General features: G+C 40.7%; 18 protein-coding genes and 1 pseudogene. 9 read left to right on the forward strand and 10 right to left on the reverse strand.

From position 1 onward, the window contains the following. Positions 1–144: 144 nt before the first annotated feature. The 3 genes and pseudogenes from nrdJ to ACM0OY_RS11350 form a co-directional block, all read left to right on the forward strand. Positions 145–1,218, forward strand: a pseudogene (gene nrdJ, locus ACM0OY_RS11340) (ribonucleoside-triphosphate reductase, adenosylcobalamin-dependent); the annotation flags it as partial. A gap of 230 nt (positions 1,219–1,448) precedes the next feature. Further along, positions 1,449–1,667, forward strand: coding sequence for a hypothetical protein (locus ACM0OY_RS11345; protein WP_414568954.1), 219 nt, complete (start codon positions 1,449–1,451; stop codon positions 1,665–1,667). A 325-nt stretch (positions 1,668–1,992) separates the two neighbouring features. Beyond that, positions 1,993–2,568, forward strand: a complete 576-nt coding sequence (locus ACM0OY_RS11350; RefSeq protein ID WP_414568955.1) for a TMEM175 family protein — start codon at positions 1,993–1,995, stop codon at positions 2,566–2,568. On the opposite strand, the gene ACM0OY_RS11355 is transcribed toward ACM0OY_RS11350, so the two are convergent. The 5 genes from ACM0OY_RS11355 to ACM0OY_RS11375 all read right to left on the reverse strand — a co-directional run bounded on the left by ACM0OY_RS11355 (position 2,528) and on the right by ACM0OY_RS11375 (position 7,645). Continuing rightward, positions 2,528–2,755, reverse strand: a complete 228-nt coding sequence (locus tag ACM0OY_RS11355) for a hypothetical protein (protein WP_414568956.1) — start codon at positions 2,753–2,755, stop codon at positions 2,528–2,530. The two genes, ACM0OY_RS11350 and ACM0OY_RS11355, sit on opposite strands and share 41 nt — an antisense overlap. Positions 2,756–3,277: 522 nt before the next feature. Continuing rightward, complete coding sequence (locus ACM0OY_RS11360) at positions 3,278–4,471, reverse strand: MFS transporter (protein ID WP_414568957.1); 1,194 nt, start codon at positions 4,469–4,471, stop codon at positions 3,278–3,280. Between the two features lie 331 nt (positions 4,472–4,802). Further along, positions 4,803–6,113, reverse strand: coding sequence for an efflux RND transporter periplasmic adaptor subunit (locus ACM0OY_RS11365; protein ID WP_414568958.1), 1,311 nt, complete (start codon positions 6,111–6,113; stop codon positions 4,803–4,805). A 249-nt stretch (positions 6,114–6,362) separates the two neighbouring features. After that, on the reverse strand, positions 6,363–7,370 hold the full coding sequence (locus ACM0OY_RS11370; RefSeq protein WP_414568959.1) for a LysR substrate-binding domain-containing protein: 1,008 nt from the start codon (positions 7,368–7,370) through the stop codon (positions 6,363–6,365). A 119-nt stretch (positions 7,371–7,489) separates the two neighbouring features. Further along, positions 7,490–7,645 (reverse strand): hypothetical protein, encoded by a 156-nt coding sequence (locus ACM0OY_RS11375; protein ID WP_414568960.1) that lies wholly within the window; start codon positions 7,643–7,645, stop codon positions 7,490–7,492. A gap of 44 nt (positions 7,646–7,689) precedes the next feature. On the opposite strand from ACM0OY_RS11375, the gene ACM0OY_RS11380 reads away from it, so the two are divergent. The 3 genes from ACM0OY_RS11380 (at position 7,690) to ACM0OY_RS11390 (ending at position 9,969) form a co-directional block, all read left to right on the forward strand. Then, positions 7,690–8,400 (forward strand): cadmium resistance transporter, encoded by a 711-nt coding sequence (locus tag ACM0OY_RS11380; protein ID WP_414568961.1) that lies wholly within the window; start codon positions 7,690–7,692, stop codon positions 8,398–8,400. 86 nt (positions 8,401–8,486) lie between these two features. After that, positions 8,487–9,143 carry a hypothetical protein gene (locus ACM0OY_RS11385; RefSeq protein ID WP_414568962.1) on the forward strand — a complete coding sequence of 219 codons (657 nt, stop codon included), beginning with the start codon at positions 8,487–8,489 and terminating at the stop codon, positions 9,141–9,143. A gap of 397 nt (positions 9,144–9,540) precedes the next feature. Next, positions 9,541–9,969, forward strand: coding sequence for a YidH family protein (locus tag ACM0OY_RS11390; RefSeq protein WP_414568963.1), 429 nt, complete (start codon positions 9,541–9,543; stop codon positions 9,967–9,969). Positions 9,970–10,077: 108 nt separating this feature from the next. Here ACM0OY_RS11390 and ACM0OY_RS11395 read toward each other — a convergent pair whose 3' ends face one another. From ACM0OY_RS11395 to ACM0OY_RS11415, 5 genes are all read right to left on the reverse strand, one after another. Then, positions 10,078–10,800: a class I SAM-dependent methyltransferase gene (locus tag ACM0OY_RS11395; RefSeq protein ID WP_414568964.1), complete on the reverse strand. Its 723-nt coding sequence runs from the start codon at positions 10,798–10,800 to the stop codon at positions 10,078–10,080. 187 nt (positions 10,801–10,987) lie between these two features. Continuing rightward, positions 10,988–11,704 (reverse strand): pirin family protein, encoded by a 717-nt coding sequence (locus tag ACM0OY_RS11400; RefSeq protein ID WP_414568965.1) that lies wholly within the window; start codon positions 11,702–11,704, stop codon positions 10,988–10,990. A 665-nt stretch (positions 11,705–12,369) separates the two neighbouring features. Further along, positions 12,370–12,942 (reverse strand): DNA starvation/stationary phase protection protein Dps, encoded by a 573-nt coding sequence (dps, locus tag ACM0OY_RS11405; protein WP_414568966.1) that lies wholly within the window; start codon positions 12,940–12,942, stop codon positions 12,370–12,372. 272 nt (positions 12,943–13,214) lie between these two features. Beyond that, a complete protein-coding gene (locus ACM0OY_RS11410) occupies positions 13,215–14,267 on the reverse strand; it encodes an aldo/keto reductase (protein ID WP_414568967.1) in 1,053 nt (350 codons plus the stop codon). A gap of 357 nt (positions 14,268–14,624) precedes the next feature. Next, on the reverse strand, positions 14,625–15,827 hold the full coding sequence (locus ACM0OY_RS11415; RefSeq protein WP_414568968.1) for a 3-dehydroquinate synthase: 1,203 nt from the start codon (positions 15,825–15,827) through the stop codon (positions 14,625–14,627). Positions 15,828–16,320: 493 nt separating this feature from the next. Here ACM0OY_RS11415 and ACM0OY_RS11420 point away from each other — a divergent pair, with 493 nt between their 5' ends. The 3 genes from ACM0OY_RS11420 (at position 16,321) to eboC (ending at position 19,321) form a co-directional block, all read left to right on the forward strand. Further along, complete coding sequence (locus ACM0OY_RS11420) at positions 16,321–17,211, forward strand: EboA family metabolite traffic protein (RefSeq protein ID WP_414568969.1); 891 nt, start codon at positions 16,321–16,323, stop codon at positions 17,209–17,211. A 123-nt stretch (positions 17,212–17,334) separates the two neighbouring features. After that, the gene (locus ACM0OY_RS11425) at positions 17,335–18,237 is read left to right on the forward strand and encodes a TatD family hydrolase (protein WP_414568970.1); all 903 of its coding nucleotides are present in this window, start codon (positions 17,335–17,337) and stop codon (positions 18,235–18,237) included. A 151-nt stretch (positions 18,238–18,388) separates the two neighbouring features. Further along, positions 18,389–19,321, forward strand: coding sequence for a UbiA-like protein EboC (gene eboC / locus ACM0OY_RS11430; protein WP_414568971.1), 933 nt, complete (start codon positions 18,389–18,391; stop codon positions 19,319–19,321). Positions 19,322–19,358: the final 37 nt, after the last annotated feature.

Genomic DNA, 19,358 nt, shown 5'->3' on the forward strand with positions numbered 1-19,358 from the left:
GAATATAATCTCTCCAAGAGTGCGGGGACAGATGTAAAAAGTACTTTTATTATTAAACTCACATCTGTAAAATGTACGCGGAGCTACTGCAAATTATCAAGCAGTAGAACTAGAGGATAAAAAGCCTTTAGGATAACAAAATTGGAAATCATCGGCTCTAATTTTCACTGTAATTTGTCTGAGGTTCACCTCAATCAAATTGACCCATATAATTACAAAGAACAAGAGGAGGCTTTCACGGCTGGGGCGCTATCTGTAGCAGCACTTTTAAATCACAAATTCCAAGAACCACGTTATCAATACAGCCGTGAATTAGACCCAATTGTGGGAGTTTCTTTTACTGGTTTATTTGATTTCTTTGTTCATGCTTTTGGTGTTGATTGGCTGCGCTGGTGGGAAGCGGGAAGACCTGCAACGCCACAAGGATTAGCTTTTAAGCGAGAGGAGGAGAAATATTTAAGTTTTTGGAAAGATACCGTGCATCGAGTTGTTTGGGATTATTGCGATCGCCACAATCTCAAACGTCCAAATCGCTGCACTACAGTCCAACCCAGCGGCACTAAAGCTTTATTAACTAATGCCAGTTCCGGATGGCATCCCCCCAAAGCACAACGATTTATCCGCCGCATCACTTTCGGCAAAAATGACCCCGTAGCTTTAGCCTGTATTGACTATGGTTACAACGTTATTCCCTCGCAATCAGACAAAGACGAACACGGCAATCTACTCAACGATCCTTTCGATCCACGTGTGAGTGAATGGTTAGTAGAAATCCCCGTTGCTGTCTCTTGGGCTGATTTACCTGGGGCTGATGAAATTGATGTTTCTAAGTTTTCAGCCCTAGCTCAATTCGATTTTGTCCTCCAAGTTCAGCGCCACTATGTGAGTCACAACACATCAGCAACTTTAGAACTGCGGTCTGATGAAGTTGAAAGCCTTGGACAGCGCATCTATGAAAGTATCCAGAACGATGAAGGATATATTTCCGCAGCACTTTTAGCCCGTTTTGACGATTTGCAATCATTCCCACGTTTACCGTTTGAACCAATAAATAAAGCAACGTGCGATCGCTTAACTCAAGAAGTCAAAGCACGCCGCAAAACAGATGATTTCTGTGCAGCGCTAAGCCGCTACGATTTAGGCGAAATGTCAGAAGCTGGCCCTAGTGGTTGTGACTCCGATAAGTGTATGTTTCCCGAACAGGAACCAAGTTCATAAGGTGAGTAGGGAGATCGGAGTGGAGGAGCACAGAGGAGAATAATAACTCTTAACTCTTGTACAGACGCGATTAATCGCGTCTCTACTCTTAACTCTTGTACAGACGCGATTAATCGCGTCTCTACTCTTAACTCCTTACTCAACAGTTAGCACTCCCAATACCCCATCGCTAACACGTTACGATTAATTAAAAAGTAACAATTTTTTACGGCAGAGCCAGGAGACTTTTTATGTTCATTGATGAATTATCACCTATATTCAGAGAACTTACCCAACACCCAGTCTCGTTTCTCGGTGGATTATTCTCTGGTGTACTTCGACTAAATCTTGCAGACGATCCCGTTAAAAGCTGGCTAGATCAACAGAAGCACTCAAATAGTTCCACTTACAATACAACTGAGGCAAATAATGGCAAAGCTACTGGCCCTCAGCGGATTGCAATTGACTAAATTCTTGATGAATCCCAAATCGAGTTAATCAATTTGACCAACCGACGCGTCTCACCCCATCTGTCACTCTCTGTTTGTGTCTTTAACTACGGAGAAAATAAGGACTGTATGGGGTGAGAAACATTGATAATTAAAATTTTGCTGACGATATTAAGGATTATCGCGCAGACAATCTTTATCAACCGCGAGTACTTGGTAAGGTAAACTACACAATTAGACAAATTGGGATTTTGGATTTTTGATTGATTGCACAGATAAATCCGCTTGCTCTGTAACATCAAGTAATCACTGGTCACTCTCAAATAAATAGAAAAGGAATGCGTACATGGGGAAGGGCAGGTTAGAAGCATTCAGTGATGGGGTGATTGCCATCATTATTACCATTATGGTACTGGAAATCAAAGTGCCTCATGGGCCTGATTTAGCCGCGCTGCGTCCGCTGATACCAATATTTCTGAGCTATGTGCTGAGTTTTATTTATCTTGGCATTTATTGGAACAACCATCATCACTTGTTACAGTCAATTCGTCATGTTAATGGGCGTATCCTTTGGGCGAATCTGCATTTGCTGTTTTGGTTGTCGCTAATCCCCTTCGTCACTGGCTGGATGGGCGAGAATCAATTTGCCAGTATACCAGCTGCCCTTTATGGTACGGTTTTAATGTTAAATGCGATCGCTTACTTTATCCTCACCCGTACTTTAATTTCTCATCATGGCAATGATTCCACTCTGGCGATCGCAGTTGGTAAAGATTTTAAAGGAAAAGTATCTGTGGTTATTTATGCTGTGGCAATTCCACTTGCGTTTCTAAATTCGTGGCTTGCTTGTGCATTATACATTCTGGTTGCAGTTATGTGGCTTATCCCCGACCGCCGCATTGAAAAAACTCTAACTCATTAACATCGCCCTGCAATGTGATTGCATCGACATGCAACACGATTGCATCGCCCTGCAATGCAATTGCATCGACATACAACACGATTGCATCGACATGCAATGTAATTGCATCGCCATGCAATGTAATTGCATCGACATGCAATGTAATTGCATCGCCCTGCAACACGATTGCATCGCAATCAAATTCCATCAACTTGGGATTTATAGCCGTAGTCACACAGGTTAGGACATTTTGAAAGCATGGAAGCTAGGAATAGTAATACTTTTACCTCCTGCCTCCTGCCTCTTGCCTCTGCCTCCTGCTATATATCATGTCCGCATAATTAGTTATGATTCCCACAGTCATTGCACCCCAAAGAGCCAAAGCTGCGCTTTGTCTCCCCTAAGAGCTTGCAGGGCTACGGTGTACACACAAGTCGGAGTAGTCTGTCAAGGAATAATTGACGAGTAGATTCTCTGTAGAGACGGCGATTTATCGCGTCTTGTGAACGTGTTGGTCTATCAGACGCGATAAATCGCGTCTCTACATGAGGGCTTTCTCGCTAATCCCAAGTGTATTAGGATAAAACTGAATCAGACTTGTGTGTACACCGTAGGCTTGCTCTTAGGGGATTAAGGGGTGGGGTGTAATGATTACCGAAATCATAACTAATTACCTGGACATGATATTACTCCCCATTCCACACTTACAGTTAAGATGTGTAAATTGGTATTACATACAAGTGCAATATCTAAATACAAAAAACATCAGAACTGCAAAACCGGCTGCTGCATAATACACACTAGTAATTCCACCAAAACCAAAGACATAGCCCATCAACAGCGGTCCTAATGTTTGTCCTAAACCGAAAAATGTCCCATTGACTGATATGATTGTCGCCAAATATTCTTTTGGTGCTAAATCTGCTAACAATGTTTGGATACTAGGAAAACCAATGCCAAGACCAATACCAAAAATGATGCTAGGAATTAATAGTAACCAAAGATTGGGCACAAAAGGAATTATTAACATAGCTAATCCATAGAAAATATAAGACGCACTAATTAAATTAGTAGTGCGAAATTTTCTGGCTAATTTGCTTAACTGGCTAGCAGCGATAGTAATTGATATAGAAACACTAGAAAGTAACAATCCAATGACAGTAGGTGGTGCTTTGAAGATATCATTAATTAGCTGTGGTAAATAGGTGACATAAGCGCCGTAAAGAAAAACAAAGTTAGCTGCACTGGCAATAAAAAGTCCGAATAATTGGCGATTTTTGAGAACTTTTACTGCATTCCTTAAATACTCTTTTAAATTGCGTTCGCCTTGTGGTTCTGGATTCTTAAGTCTAAATAATACGAGCAATCCCAGGGGAATTGCTAATATCGGTAACATAAAAGGATAATACCAACCCATTGTCGCCAATGTACCACCAATTATTGGATAAGTTGCAGTGCCAATGCTGTTGACACTTGCACTGTAACCCATTGCTTGAGTACGCCTATCTCCTGTATATAAATCGCCGATTAAAGTGATACTCAAAGAAAGCAAAGGAGCAGCGCCAATTCCTTGTAGTAAACGCAACCATAATAATAAATTAAAATCGCGGGCAAAGGCGCAAGCTGTACCAGCAAGACCAAATAAAAACAATGCAGGAACGATAATTCTCTTTCTGCCCCATCTATCAGCAAAGATGCCGATGATTGGGCCTAGAATCAAAGCGGGAAAGGTAAATATTGTAATCAATAAACCCAAATCTTTGGGATTTATATTTAACTCTTTGACTAACTTAGGAAAAGCTGGAGTCACGCTGGAAACTCCGATAACAGCTATTAGAGAAACGGCACAAACTATGTGAAAATTTAGCTCTAGATAAACTGGCTTTTTGCGTTCAACTTGGCCGTTATCTTTTGGTGAACTCATCAGATTACCCTGTGTATAAAATCAGAATTCAAAATTCAGAGAGAACTTTGAACGGCGGGAACCGTCGCTCAGAAGTTCTGAGAGTCAGAAGACTTAAAGAATCATATATCAATCACACTAGACTTCTTATAAATTCTGACTTCTGACTCTTGATGACTGAATTTTGAATTCTGACACCTTGGCGGAGTGTCTTTGGCTTTGCTCTTGAATTCAAATGGTTTGAAGTTCTAAAAACGGGTAATTAGCGTATCCTGTGGCGTTAGTGAAGAGAACGAGGAGATAAGGGTAATTGCAAAGGGAGAGAAAACCCTTGTCTCTCCATTCCCTTGTGCTAAAATTCTGGAGCGATCGCCACACCATCGGTAAGATTAAGTAGTCCTGAGATAATAATTTTATCTTCTGGCTGTAATCCTTGAATCACTTGATAATTATTACCTTTAATTTGGCCTAGCTTCACTCGCTTTTGCCGAGCCACTTGTTGAGACACGCCTTGGGGAGATTTTTCAGTTTCAACTACATAGACAAAAGTTTCTCCACCTACACGAGTCACTGCTGCTGTAGGGACTAAAATTCCAGGGCGCTCATTCCAGATGACTCTGGCCCTAGCCAATTGATTTGCACGTACCTGACCATTAGGGTTATTAAAGAGTGCTTTAATCAATATCCCTTGTTTTTCATCACTGCCATTAGGTGCAATGAAAAATACTCTAGTTCTACCTAACTTCTGACCTTGTGTGTTCATAATCTCCATCGGCATTCCCTCGCGCAATAGAGCTTTTTGCTGTGGAGGCACAGAAACTTTAACTTCTAAAGGTCGATTTTGCAACAGGCTAACCAATGGCGTGGAAGTATTAACGAAATCGCCGGCTTTCACCGAGATTTCGCCAACTGTACCAGCAAAGGGAGCAGTAATTTTGTCGTACTGGGCTTGTTGTTTTGGATTTACATTAGCTTTTTGTAGGGATTTTTCAGCTTGTAAGATACTGGCTCGTTGGGTTTGAATCCTAGAATCAATTGCACCTAGACTAGTTTTGGCAGCAGCGAGCCTATTAGCGTATAGATTGCTAGCCTGTCGAGATACCGCTCCTTGCTGAGCTAAGCTGAAATATTTTTCGTATTCCTGCTGGCTGAGTTGGACATTAGCAATGTAAGATGGCCGTTCTGCCTCCAAAGATTTGAGTGTAGAGCGGGCATTTTCTAGCTGGATTAAAAATGCTTCAGAGGCAGGATTAATTGTATTGACCCCTGCTTGTTGCGGTCTGGAGTCTACTTGGATAATTGCTGCTCCTTGTGCTACTGAATCTCCAGGTTTGACAAATATTTGGGTGACTTGACCCTGAATCGCTGATCTGAGGTTAATTGACCCCTGGGACTCCAGGCTAGCAATAAAATCTGAACTTTCCTCAATGATGCCGCTTTGTACTGTGGATATTTTGACTCTTACCCCTTGAGGTTGAACATTAGCAGTTGAAGGTACTGAATTTTGTGGAGTCAGCAAACGCCAAACGATAGTTACTCCGCCGCCTAACAGTAGTAGTGCAGCTAAAAATAACCAAAGCCACCGCCGTTTTTCTGGAGGTGGCTCAAATGAGGTTTGCGAAGAATTTTCTCCAAAATCAGTTTGAGGCTCTGGGGATGTCATGGCTGATAAGGAATTTAATGAACAAAATGAATTAGAACTCAATCAAGATTTTATCTGTTGAGATTGAAATTCCTGATTTTACATAAACTATTTTGGTAAATTATATATTCACCCATTTAAAATATACTGTTTTGATAATTGCATCTAAATCTACCTAAAGGTGAATGATATCTTTTAAAAAATGGGCTATGCAAAGAGAAGTGGGAACTCTCGCAGATGAGGGACTCAGAAAATAATGACTAATGAATATTAACTTTTAATTTTTCCTTTTTCCTTTTTTGTTGGATGTTGAGGTGAATTATTGGTCGTAGGAGATATCAACATTTTTTCAAAGGCCTTGGAAAGAGTAGTTTGGAAACGCTGGCGATGCTTAAGTTTGAAAAAAGGCCGAACTATTTCTACGTAGGCGTAACCCGCCGTAGGCATCGCACTTTCTTTTTCTCTGTTATCAATAACTCTAATTGGCCGTAGAGTTCCAAGCTGGATTTCTTTTTTTACCATCAATTCAGAAATTCCAGTTGCACCTACGCCGTTTTCAATCGCTGCTTTTGCCATTTCACCACTGGTGAACACTAAAATTACATTTAGTTCACTGAGGTTGATTCCCCAATTGAGCAAGGCTTCCTCAAATCTTTGCTGGGTTCCAGATTCCGGTACCCGCATCACCCAAGGAGTTTGCGTCAGTTGGGTTAACTCGATTTCTCCCTCCTCAAACCAAGGATGTTTTTCACCTACGACAATTTGCAAGCGATCGCTCCCCACAATTTCGTATTCTAGAGTGTTTTGCAGCGCTGGCTTCACGTCTCCTTCCACTAAGCCCAAATCAAATTGTCCCATTGCTGTTCCTACACAAATTGTTTCGGCGTTGGCAAGGGTACAGTCAATTTGGATACCGGGATATAGGCTCTTAAACTCACTAATCTTGCTTGGTAGCCAATAATTGCCGATTGTCAAACTTGAGCCTAATTTCAATTCACCCCGTTGCAGATTATTCAATTCTCGCAATCCCCTTTCGGTCAAGGAGACTTGATCGAGAATTTTCTGCGCCTCCATTTGCAATAACTTACCAGCCTCAGCAATCTCGATATGACGACCAATCCGATGAAACAATTTGACCCCGTACTCTTGTTCTAAATTCTGGATGGCTGCACTGACGGCAGGTTGTGTAATATAAAGTTCTTCTGCTGCCCGAGTAAAGTGTAAGTGGTGCGCCACAGCCATAAATATTTTTAGCTGCTCAAGTGTCATTCCTGCCATTGATGGTATCCCTAAAACTTGGTGTCAAACTTTTCATCACTTCCATTTATCATTTTGAGAAAAAAAAGCATTTGATTCTATCGTTTAGTTTGTCTAAAGTATAAACCAAAGCTTCCTACCTAGTTATTGGTCATTGCGAGTGCAGAGTTAGGAGTAGAGACGCGATTCATCGCGTTTGTACAAGAGTGAGAAATTTTCTCCTCTGCTCCTCCGGCTTCCTCATCTCCCTCGTCTCCCCCAATGCCCAATACTTCTCTACGAGAGGCTGCGCTCAATACAAATGCCTAATTACCAAGCATCAAAATAAGGACTTCGACAAATGAGCGGTTTAGTCACTGCAATTACCACAGGAATTACAGCGTTCAGTGCCACGAATATTGACGATATTGTGATTTTGACGTTGCTGTTTTCACAAGTAAATAAAACGTTCCGCAGTCGTCACATTATTGCTGGTCAATATCTCGGTTTTGCTGCATTGATCGCTGCTAGTCTTCCAGGTTTTTTTGGTGGACTAATTATACCGCAGGACTGGATTAGATTACTTGGTTTAATGCCAATAATTATTGGTATGAGTAGTTTACTAAAGCGCGAAGAGGATTCCTCAGAGGAAGTTACAGAAGAAACTGAGGGTTCTTGTCCCTCTGTAATTCGCAGTTTTATATCTCCGCAAACATGTAATGTAGCTGCGATCGCCTTTGCTAATGGTAGCGACAATATTAGTGTTTACGTACCTCTATTTGCCAATTCGGAATTAGAAAGTTTGTTGCTGATTTTGGGTGTATTCTTTTCTTTAGTGGGTGTTTGGTGTTATGCCGCTTATAAGTTAACTTACTTACCTGCGATCGCTCAATTTTTAACTGATAATGGCAACACTTTTGTTCCTTGTATCTTGGTTGGATTGGGTGTGTTTATTGTTTCAGAAAATGTTACTTGGACTTTGTTATCTGTAATTTCTAGTTATCTATTTTCCTTCATTTTGAGTTTCAATAATCAGCGCTCAAGTCAAGAACAAGAAAAATTAAGTATCTAAAAATTTAGTGTAATAATTCATAATCCTGAATTTTGATAATGAATTACCTACTAAAAAATCTCAAATTAATCGACAGGAGTTGAATCATGAAAATCTGGAAATCTCTGCTAATTGTCTTGATGATTTTTGTTAATCTCGCCTTTGCTCAACCTTCTTTTGCTGATAGACCAAAATTTAGCAAAAACCCTGATTATGTCGAGGTCACAAAAGCACTTAAGCAACTTACTCAGGCAAAAAAAGCCCGAACTCAACTTGCAGGTGTGACACCAGAGGAAATTCAAAAGAAAATCGATGAGTTAGAATTCCAAAAATATGCTTTAGAGACGGGAATTAACTGGGGTCAATGTGAGAACCAAACAGGTAATACCATCGCAGTATATGGCAAAACAGCAAATGAAGAAGAGGAAGAAGATGCTACATACGAGAATGGTCTGTATTTTCTAGCTGATGGTCAGTCTACTCAAAATAGCTGGGATTGTGATGGATTCTATCTGCCAAATGATGCTAAACTCGCAGCCTTAATCCCAGATGGACAAATTCAAGAATTCACACAACCAGTGGCTGTCAAAATACCTGATGGCAGTAAGTTAACGATTAAAACCAATCCAGAGAATGCTGCAATTGAAATCAACATTCCTAATGCTGAAATTGTCAAAGCTAATGAAGTCAACTGGTTTATTCCGAATGTATCACAGGCTTTAATAGATACACGAGTTCCCAATGCGCCTATTGAGAAGTCTTAAATCGGTGAATAATAGACAGTTACCAGTGAACACTAGTTACTGAAATCTATTTCTCAACGAGATGTTTTCAAATTTAACAGGGTAACAGCCAAAATCAGAGAAAAAACAGGACAAAGACTGGTCAAAAATCTCTCTGTTGTTGGCTGTTTTTTTAAGTAATTACTGCTAACTGTTGCCTAAAAGCCTAATTTTGATGTTGCGATTGCCGTTTACCCCACGGTACTTGAGAATAATGCAAAATCTTAGTTAAAATAAACTCAGCAAAAAAATGTACAATCACAATAAATATATTTTACTAGCAGAGTTAGCGCGTTGGATGCAAATAATCTGGAAGGAGATTTGCTATTACCTTCGCGTTTTTTGGAGAGGAGCCTCTTTCAGCATAAAGGTATTATTGATGCAGTTAAAATCGAAATCCACAGAAGAAGTTAAAGATCAAAAGAAAGCAGGACGACTAAATCCATCTCGGATACGAGACCACTTAGCAAATGAGCGTACATACCTGGCTTGGATGCGGACAGGGATTGCTCTTTTGGGCTTTGGTGTGGTCATCGTGCGTCTGCGTGCTTTCCAAATACCTTTGGTGCCCCGTCCTGGTAACGGCTGGAAGTTAGGTTTAGTCTTCTCGCTGGTGGGTTTGATTACGGTGTGGCTATCAACGGGACACTATTTTGCTGTCCGCCGTGATATCGAAGAAGATACTTATGAACCAACAGACCGCTGGGTGCTGTTATTTAGTTTGGCTGTGATGATTCTCGGTGCTGGAGTCATCTATTTTGTTTTTACAACTTCTTTAGATCCAACGAGTCCAGTGATTGCTGAGTAATGCTATTTTTACAGCAGATTTCAAGAAGCGTGAATTACACTATCTGGGTCTGGTAGCTAGGCACAGAGGCTATTCAAATTCTGAATTCTACTGTAACTGTTCGTTAGTTTAAAAGCGCACTTTGTACAACTCGAATAATTCTCCTGATTTCTGGTTGATTACTTTAGCACCAGCAGCTTTAATTGTTTTTTCCCACTCTCCTAGAGGTTCTAAAAATACCTCAGCACCCAGATAAGTTTCCAGAACAGCCCAATCTTCTGCTAAAGGCTGCTCGGAGTTGAGGATGTCAAACACAAAATGTCCGCCTGGTTTTAAAACTCGTTTGACTTGTGTCAGGACAGCATTCCAGTATTCAACTGGAAAATAGCAGCTAAATCCTGTGGCGATCGCCAAGTCAAATTGACCTGCTGAATAGTTTAGATCGTGAGCCGCTCCCAATTCAACACCTTTAAATAGCTTGGAATTCAACTGCGGCCCGCGAGAAGTGAGAATATCTCGCGCCACATTGCTGATTTCTTGTCCATAAAAAAATGCTTGCCAATCCCGCCAAGGATAAATTAACAAGCTGACGCCGCAGCCGATATCTAAACAGTGCTGGTTCTTTTGAGGTTTGGCAACTTCCCAAAAAGGAGAAGCAATTCTCCCGGAAAAATTGCCGCCAGCCCACTCCCGAAAGATTGGCATTGCTTGTACTTCAGCTGGGAGTTCAACGGGTTGACCAAGATATTCTCGGTTGAAGCGGTAGGCTACTTGCGTTAATCTTTCTTGCCAGTCAGTTGATTTGTGGGCAGCGAAGAGATTTTGTAACTGCGAATCGGGCTTTTTGGACATGAGATTTTTGCTAGTATTTCTAAGGATTGTATTCAAATTCGCTTTGCGATGGCGTAACCGCCCGCCGGAGGGATCATTCCTTAGCAGACTTATCTTTTGATTGTAGGGGCGCACAGCTAGCTGTGCGCCCCTACTGTAGTCTATTCAACTAGAAATTGCTCTAGTTTTTTCAAACAGACTTAGCATATTAGCCCAAATCAAAAAGCAAGATTTCGCCGCCGATATTGGTGCTAATTTCTAGCTGTTCTTCGCCGTTGATTTGTACGCCATCACCGGCTCTGAGTTCTTCACCGTTTAAGCTAACTATACCTTGGGCGACTTGTAACCAGGCATAGCGATCGCCTTTGACTTGATAATTAACAACATCACCTTGTTCTAAAACAGATGTGTATAAATCAACATCTTGGTGAATTGTCACAGCACCATCGCGCCCATCTTTAGCAGCAATTAAGCGTAATTTGCCGCGCTTTTCTTCAATAGGAAACGCTTTTTGTTCGTATCTTGGTGTCAAGCCTTCTTGATCGGGCAGGATCCAGATTTGTAACAAGTGCAGTGGTTCAGTTGGCGAAGGATTAAATTCGCTGTGGCTGATTCCAGTACCAGCGCTCATAATTTGGGCATCACCGGGACGAATTACTGAGCCTGTACCCAAGCTGTCTTTATGTTCTACAGCACCTTCTAAGACGTATGTGAGGATTTCCATGTCACGATGACCGTGGGTAGGAAATCCAGCACCAGGGGTAATGCGGTCATCGTTGATTACTCGCAGAGAACGAAATCCCATACGATTGGGATCGTAAAAACTACCAAAGGAAAATGTGTGATAGCTATCGAGCCAGCCCGTTTTAGCGTGACCACGAGAATTGCGATCGTGAATTAAGTGCGTAATTGTATTTTTAGACATAGATTTACCTCGTTGTTAATTGTTTTTAGGTAAGAATTCAGAATTAATAGGTCTTGGATACCCAACATTGTTCAGACTTCTTATTTATTTAACCTAATTTTGAACTATTTAAATAGTAAAGTATATACATATAAAATGAAAAGTACGTACTTAAAAGTGCCATACTTACCAAAAAGATACTGTGAAATTTTAGAGTGATTTTCAATTGAATAGCGTTGTTTTATTAACGTAAATTTGACGAACCTCTCCCTGCCTTGAACTTTAGTTCAAGTCTTTCCCTCTCCCACTCTGAGAGGGACGGTTTTGCGTAGTAAAAACAGGGAGAGGTTTTTTGTTTGAGGTTAGAATATGAGCCATCGAATTCACATTTTATTAGTATAAAAAAATAAAAATATTTGTAACTTAGATTTTGAAAGACTAAGCTAAGAAAACTAGGTATTCTTTTATTCTGAATTCTGGTATAGGAATCCGGTTTGATTTCTGAAAAAAATCCGTACTCTTCTAATCCCCTTCTTCACTATTGCCTATTGCCTGTTCCCTGCCTCTACGAGTAATTTCAAAAATCAAATACTAGTCTTATATATATAAATAATATGGTGCGTTAAGCTAAAGCCTAACGCACCCTACTACTAGTTAAGATTTACTGTTCCCTGATTCAAAAGTGCTTATCTGACGCCAGCAGCTGTCTTTTGAGTTTTAGTAGCACCTGCATTGCCATTCTCTGCCTTAATTTCTGCTACTTGTAGATGAGCTTCTAAGAACCAGAGGCGTTTGTCAATGGTGCGGGAAATTTCAGTGTAAAGGTCAGCGGTATCAGCATCACCTAAGTCATCGGTTTTAGCGATCGCTTCTCGGATATGTTTAGCGTAAAGTGCAAAACGATCTGCTAAGGCTGTTACATGGTCTTTACCGTCCAAAATATCAAAGGGATATTCTGGCAGAATGGAATTATTAGCAGCAGAACGGGCTGTTCCTACAGCATATCCACCCAAAGCAGTGACGCGTTCCGCAACCATATCAACATATTCTTCCAATTCACCAGCAAGTTCATCAAATAATTCGTGTAGCTGGTAAAAATCGGTGCCTTTAACATTCCAGTGCGCTTGCTTTGCCTGAGTTTTCAAATCTAAACTAGCTGCTAAGGTTTTGTTGAGAAGTACCACGATTTGCACTCGCGCTTCGGCGGGAATGTCAATGCGAGTAGGGTACAAACGTGATGAAATGGTGTTGTCGCTCATGGTTGTAGTTAATGCCTTTTACAGTTAACTTTACAGATTTTGCTATGCAATGCGAAACTCTCTGACGATAGATTGTATTCAAGGCTGAATGTGTTACTGTTTGTAACTGATACAATTTTCGATGAAAGAAGTTGAGATTTAGGTTTGAGAACGTATTACTCTTCAAGGGTTATGTAAATATATCGATCGCTAGTCAATAGTCATTGGTCATTGGTGAATAACAAAACACTAATAATAAAGAACAAGTAACTAAAGACTAATGACTAAGAAAATTAGATCCGATGGTTGTCTATGGCATTAAATGTACCACCAAAAAGACGATCGCGAATCATATCGCTGTGCAAAAAGTCATGGGGAAAACCCAGTTCAATTTGACTCACTTCATTTAAACGCTGCAAATGTTCTGGAGAAAGAGTCACATCCAAAGAAGCTAAGTTATCTTGAAACTGAGTTAATTTACGTGCGCCAATAATCGGAATTATTACCCCACTTTGAGCGCGTAACCAAGCTAATGCTACCTGTGATGGTGTGTATCCAATTTCTGCTGCTACTTGACTTACAACTTCCGCGATCGCTAAACTTTTTTCTGAAATAGTTCCTAATGCTGGATTTGCTAACCGTCCTTGTTCGCCGCTTTCTTGAGCAGATTTATTGTACTTACCTGTCAGCACACCACCACCCAAAGGTGACCACGGTGTGACTGCTAAATCGAAAGCTTTGGCCATCGGTATTAAATCGCGTTCTGGTGTCCGCTGAATTAAACTATACTCAATTTGCAGGGCGACAAACTGCGTCCATCCTTGATATTGGGCGATGGTATTTGCTTGGGAAACAATCCAAGCGGGTGCGTCAGAAATGCCGACGTAAAGTACTTTACCTTGGCGGACTACATCATCAAGCGATCGCAATACTTCTTCAATAGGTGTGGTAAAATCCCAAGCGTGCAACCAGAATAAGTCAATGTAGTCAGTATTCAACCGCTTCAGGCTACCTTCTAAAGACTGGATTAAGTTCTTGCGATGATTCCCACTACCGTTAGGGTCGCCCTTCTTATCGTTCATCCGCAAGGGAAAAGAATATTTCGTAGCAACTACAAAGCGTTCCCGGTCTTTGGAGATTAATTCACCGACAATTTTTTCGCTGCTACCATCGGTGTAACCATTGGCGGTGTCAATAAAATTGCCTCCTGCTTCCACAAAAGCATCAAAGACTTTAGCGCTTTCGTCTTTGGAAGCACCCCAACCCCAATCTTCACCAAAGGTCATGGTTCCCAAGCAGAGTTCGGAGACTCTTAACCCGCTTTTGCCCAAGAGTTTGTATCTCATGAATATTTTCTCATTAATGAAAAAAACTATGCGAATACTATCCCAAAGGCATGATAACTAGAAATTAGGACTTAAGTAGGTCGGTGAGAAAAAACAAAGATATGTAATACCAATTCAAAATTCACGCATTCAAAATTCAAAATTAAGAAAGCCAGACAGAACAAGGGTTTGGGAGTATGTATCTGTCGCATTGTTTTTTCAAATTGGTATAACGAATTGTAAAATCTCTGAAACTGGCTCATAGTTGCGCTGTCTTCGCGAAAGCGCAACTACGAGCCATGATGAGAATAATTGAAAAATCAATGATTCTATACTGCTTGATTTTTTAAATTATCAAGATTAATTCTGAATTCTTCTTCAATGCAATAGTTCCCAATCTTCCAGCAAGGAAATAGCATCTTTATACAAAGATAAATTCACTTGGTTCACTTCTATTCCCTGTCCGATTCCTTCTAGAAGGGTAATTGTCAATTTTCCTCCTAAATGTTCGCGGAACTCAGTAAGACCCCTAAATATACAATTGGAATGGTCTGGGCGATCTAATTGCTCTGTTAGTGCTGGTACATACAGAGTAAAGCCTAATTTCTTAAGTGTAACTAGAACCCTTTGCCACTCTGATTGTAAAAGTTGCCCTGTTAAATATGAATAGGTTGTATCCAAAGCAATGCCGATCGCTACAGCTTCACCGTGACGTAAACTGTAATTAGTTAAGTGTTCTAGTTTGTGAGCAGCCCAATGTCCAAAATCTAAAGGACGCGATGAACCCATTTCAAAAGGGTCGCCACCACCAGCAATATGTTGTAAGTGCAACTGCGAACAACGATAGATCAGCTTTTCCATAATCTCCATATCTCGGTTAGCTAATCTATCGGCATAAGTCATAATAAAATTAAAGAAATCTGCATCTTTAATTAACGCTACTTTCACCGCTTCTGCAATACCCGATCGCCAATCGCGATCGTCAAGGCTAGTAATAAAGTCAAAGTCATTCAATACGGCATAAGGTGGCATAAATGTGCCAAGAAAATTTTTCTTGCCAAAGGCATTAATTCCATTCTTGACCCCGACACCCGAATCATTTTGTCCTAATACTGTTGTCGGCACCCGTAGCAGTCGAATTCCTCGATGAGCCGTGGCTGCTGCGTATCCTGCCATGTCTAATACGGCTCCACCTCCAATTGCTAACACGTAGGAATGACGGCACAATCCAACTGCATCGATTCGTTGATGAATTTGCTCTATAAATCTAGAATCATTCTTGACTGCTTCTCCACCGGGAACGATTATTGGTTCACCACTCAAGGTAAGTACATCTGCATAATGCTGAGCGTAAAGTGCTAATTTTTTTAGTAACCCACTTTGATAATTTAAAACTCCACCATCTACCACCACTAGAACTCGTTTTGGAGTTGTCTCTCCATTTCCGGCAATCACTTGTGCCAACAAAGAATTATCTAATTCAAATAAACCTCTGGTGAAATGAACATCATAGTTGAAGGTTACTCGAACACATTGATTAATGGGTTGTAGATTTAGAGCAGTCTTTTGCTTGATTGCCATATCTAAATATTATTAACTAATAATTAATTGTAAATATATGGGGTACTTTAATGAAGATTTGCGGCTATTTCAAGAATATAAATTTGGCATTTCAATATCCCAATAATTTACTAGACAATTAGATCTAATAAATCATTGTTTGACAGTGCTATCATCTATTGTTGAATCAAGCCCAAGATCACAATTATTTGCAAATATCTTGACTGTTATACTTAAATATATTTTAGAGCTTATATTTAAGTTTAACAATTGATATCATCATTATTACATAAAATTCTAATTTTTTTCCGTAAGGTAACTTGCGGTTTTATCGATTGAAAATCAGATCTTTACAGTATCTTCTCTAAATTAAATAGATTTTATAGATTCAATGAAGTTATTAGCTAAGTAATATAGTATAGAACTGGTTGAATAATAAAGTATCAAATTTAATGCTAGATATTATACATAGTTGTCACCAAAAAAAGTTGGACAACTTCTCCTGAAATTTATCATGAGTACAGTAAACAAGTTACTACATCAGTGGTTACTACAGTCTGTTTCCCAGACGGGTATTGCTTGGCTGGAACAGAAGCAGGTACAGATTGCTAGCGGTGCAGCTGAGCGGGTGTTTTTCACAGCTTTTAGTGCTGTGCCGCGTTATCTGGGTAAACAGAATTTGCAGCTAACATCCCAAGATTTGGAAGCAGCAGAGGAGGCAATTCCTGGTTGGAATCCTGGTAATTGGAGTGTAGATCAAGCAGGTCGCACACTCTTACTTTTAGCTTTGCCTTACGATGATGCCGAGGGTTATGTGCGAGTCTCCTTTGGAGAGGCTGTGCCAACGCTTGATAAAGTTTTCTCTAGTGCCGATATGGGCGAGTTAGTTGCACTTTATCAGAGTTTACCCTTATTGCCACATCCAGAATTACATCGTCACCGTGCTGCTGAGGGAATTCGTAGCAATATGAGCAATGTATTCCAAGCCATAGCACTACGCAACCCTTATCCGGCCAATTATTTAGATAATGCTGCTTGGAATCAGATGGTGCTAAAAGCCGTCTTTGTCGGTAGCCCATTACATCTAATTTGGGGTCTAGATCGTCGCGCTAACCCAGAATTAGCGAAGATGTTAACAGACTATGCCCACGAACGCTGGGCTGCTAAACGCTCAGTTACCCCAGAACTTTGGCGACCTGTAGGTAAATTTGCTGATAGTGCAATCATCGCAGATTTAGAAAAAGTTCTGATAAACGGAGATATAGCTGAGCAGCAAGCAGCAGCATTAGCTTGTGCTGAATCAGCTTTACCCGAAGCGCAAGTATTACTTTCCCATTATCCGGATTTACAGTCATCCATAGAACAGGGTAACCTGACTTGGAATAGTTTTAGCAGCGATCGCTGAAAGAGATTGGGGATTAGGGACTGGGGACTAGGGACTAGGGAATAAGATTCAAAATATATTTTCCAATCCCAAATACCCAATACCCAATCCCCAATACCCAATCCCTAATCACTAAACCACACCATGATGTTTATCGATCCTCACATTCACATGTGTTCCCGTACTACTTACGATTACCTAGTAATGCGGGAATATGGCATTGTCGCCGTTATTGAACCAGCTTTTTGGCTAGGACAACCCCGAACCAACGCGGGCACATTCCAAGACTATTTCAGCAGTCTTGTGGGCTGGGAACGGTTTCGTGCTAACCAGTTTGGCATCCAGCATTACTGTACAATCGGCTTAAATCCCAAAGAAGCTAATAATGAAGCATTGGCAGCAGAAGTGATAGAACTGCTACCACTTTATGCTTGTAAAGAAGGAGTTGTGGCCATTGGCGAAATTGGCTACGACGATATGACAGAAGCAGAAGATAAGTACTTTTGTCAACAGTTAGCATTAGCCAAAGAACTCGACATGTTGGTACTAATTCATACTCCTCATCGTAATAAGAAAGCGGGTGCTATTCGGAGTATGGATCGGTGTATTGAATATGGCTTAGATCCTTCACAAGTAGTTATTGATCATAACAACGAGGAAACTGTTGAAGAAGTACTAAAACGGGGTTTTTGGGCAGCTTTTACTATTTATCCCCAGACAAAAATGGGTAACGCCAGGATGGTGGAAGTTGTTCGTAAATATGGATCTGACCGCATCATTGTTGATAGTAGTGCTGATTGGGGAATTAGCGATCCATTAGCAGTGCCAAAAACGGCTCAGTTAATGTTAGAAAGAGGCATTCCTGAAGAACATGTACGAGCAGTTTGTTACGAAAATGCCCTAGCTGCTTACAGCCAAACCGGGCAGATGCAAGCCTCAGACTGGCTCAACCCCCAATCTATCGACCAGCGTCAGCTATTTAATGGTAATTCTGTGTTGCGGGGACAAGAACCAGGCATTAATTCACTTTCAGTGCTGATTGAATAGAAAATTGGGCATTGGGGAGCCACTGCGTTGGGCGGCTTTGCCGACTTGAAGCAAGTGGCGTCATGGGGCATTGCAAGAGAAATTTTTATCTTTGCGTTGTCACTTTCACAATCTGAAATCAAAATCGAAAATATTGTTAGGGGGCAGATAAGTGAGTGTTGCAAGCTTGAATTTTCAAAGCTGGCGGGGCTATTTTGAATTGATGCGTCCGGCTAATATTGTTACTGCTTGGGCTGATATTTTAGTTGGGTTTGCTGCTTCTGGTTCTGGGATTATTTTCGCTCAATTAATTAATGGTGACGCCAATTTTGCGGTTTTAATTCCATTAGCTTGGTTGTTATTAGCAACGACAGGCTTATATGGCGGCGGTATTGTTTTTAATGATGTTTTTGATGCTGATTTAGATACAAAAGAACGACCAAATAGAGCAATCCCTAGTGGCCGGGTGTCTTTGAGAAATGCTATTTTCTTAGGCAGTATAATGTTTGCCATCGGCATTGGAGCGGCTTTTCAAGTATCCTGGTTGAGTGGGGCGATCGCTATCTTCATTGCTCTTTCAGCACTGCTGTATAATTCCTTTGCCAAACATCATTCTTTTTTCGGGCCACTTAATATGGGTTTGTGCCGTGGCAGTAACTTATTATTAGGTGTAAGTGCTGTCCCAGCAATCATCGGAGAACGTTGGTATCTAGCGCTGATTCCTGTGATTTACATTGCGGCTATCACTGCAATTAGTCAGGGGGAAGTTCACGGAGGAAAGAAGATTACCGGAGTATTAGCGCTAGTTTTGATTGCAATAGTTTTGACGGCACTTTTAGCATTAGGAATATTACCAGAGTATACAGCGATCGCAGCATTACCATTTGCAGTTTTATTAGCTATCCGAGTTCTGCCTAATTTTGTTAAAGCGGCGCGTGAACCTTTAGCCGAAAATATCCGCAATGCTGTCAAAATAGGTGTGTTGTCTCTTATTGTTTTAGACGCCACTATTGCATCTGGTTTTGCTGGTTTGTATTACGGTTTAGCAGTCCTAATTTTGCTACCAATTTCTATGAAATTAGCACAAATATTTGCGGTTACTTAACATTAATCTTGCTCGATAGAGTTATGAAAACCTCACG

It is taken from the genome of Nostoc sp. CCY 9925 (assembly GCF_963920935.1).
Taxonomy (GTDB): Bacteria; Cyanobacteriota; Cyanobacteriia; order Cyanobacteriales; family Nostocaceae; genus Nostoc.